Origin of the sequence: Exiguobacterium sp. s189, from assembly GCF_018617615.1 — a bacterium.
In the GTDB taxonomy this organism is placed as follows: Bacteria; Bacillota; Bacilli; order Exiguobacteriales; family Exiguobacteriaceae; genus Exiguobacterium; species Exiguobacterium aestuarii_A.
Genome location: NZ_JACSKM010000027.1, coordinates 1 through 903, shown reverse-complemented (window position 1 = coordinate 903; position 903 = coordinate 1). Strand labels below are relative to the sequence as shown.

8 tRNA genes and 1 rRNA gene are annotated in these 903 nt (G+C 48.9%); all 9 read left to right on the top strand.

The window, feature by feature from the left end:
* Window positions 1-89: ribosomal RNA gene (gene rrf / locus KNO99_RS15245) — 5S ribosomal RNA — on the top strand; the annotation flags it as partial.
* A gap of 75 nt (window positions 90-164) precedes the next feature.
* Window positions 165-240: transfer RNA gene (locus KNO99_RS15240), tRNA-Asp, on the top strand.
* A gap of 19 nt (window positions 241-259) precedes the next feature.
* Window positions 260-335 (top strand) — tRNA-Phe (locus KNO99_RS15235).
* Window positions 336-343: 8 nt separating this feature from the next.
* Window positions 344-419, top strand: a tRNA-Thr gene (locus tag KNO99_RS15230).
* A 10-nt stretch (window positions 420-429) separates the two neighbouring features.
* Window positions 430-505: transfer RNA gene (locus tag KNO99_RS15225), tRNA-His, on the top strand.
* Between the two features lie 12 nt (window positions 506-517).
* Window positions 518-593, top strand: a tRNA-Lys gene (locus KNO99_RS15220).
* Between the two features lie 40 nt (window positions 594-633).
* Window positions 634-714: transfer RNA gene (locus KNO99_RS15215), tRNA-Leu, on the top strand.
* Between the two features lie 16 nt (window positions 715-730).
* A tRNA-Gly gene (locus KNO99_RS15210) sits at window positions 731-805 on the top strand.
* 9 nt (window positions 806-814) lie between these two features.
* Window positions 815-902, top strand: a tRNA-Leu gene (locus KNO99_RS15205).
* Window position 903 lies beyond the last annotated feature (1 nt).

Here is a 903-nt window from a genome sequence, read left to right as displayed (position 1 = left end):
CCGTTCCCATGCCGAACACGGAAGTTAAGCGTCTCAGCGCCGAAAGTAGTTGGGGGATCTCCCCCTGTGAGGATAGGACGTTGCCAGGCTTTATTTTTTTAAAAAAGTTATTGACTTTACATAAAATGACCTTTAAAATAGGTAAAGTCGATATGACTTAAAACGGTCCCGTGGTGTAGGGGTTAACATGTCTGCCTGTCACGCAGAAGATCGCGGGTTCGAATCCCGTCGGGACCGCCATTTTTAATTTAATATTTATGGCTTTGTAGCTCAGTTGGTAGAGCAAAGGACTGAAAATCCTTGTGTCGGCGGTTCGATTCCGTCCAAAGCCACCATATAACGCGCCGGTGTAGCTCAGTTGGTAGAGCATCTGACTTGTAATCAGAGGGTCGAGGGTTCGAATCCTTTCGCCGGCACCATTTTTTCATGGCGGTTGTGGCGAAGTGGTTAACGCACCGGATTGTGATTCCGGCATTCGAGGGTTCAATTCCCTTCAGCCGCCCCATTAAAATTTAATGAGCCATTAGCTCAGTTGGTAGAGCATCTGACTTTTAATCAGAGGGTCGCAGGTTCGAGCCCTGCATGGCTCACCATTTCTCATTAATTTTTATTACTAAATACGTAATTTCACATGCGGGTGTGGCGGAATTGGTAGACGCGCTAGACTTAGGATCTAGTGTCTTTGACGTGGGGGTTCGAGTCCCTTCACCCGCATCTCTAAAATACTTATGCGGAAGTAGTTCAGTGGTAGAATACGACCTTGCCAAGGTCGGGGTCGCGGGTTCGAATCCCGTCTTCCGCTCCATCTTAATACGCGGTCGTGGCGGAATCGGTAGACGCGCTAGGTTGAGGGCCTAGTGGTGGTTAACACCGTGGAGGTTCAAGTCCTCTCGACCGCACCAT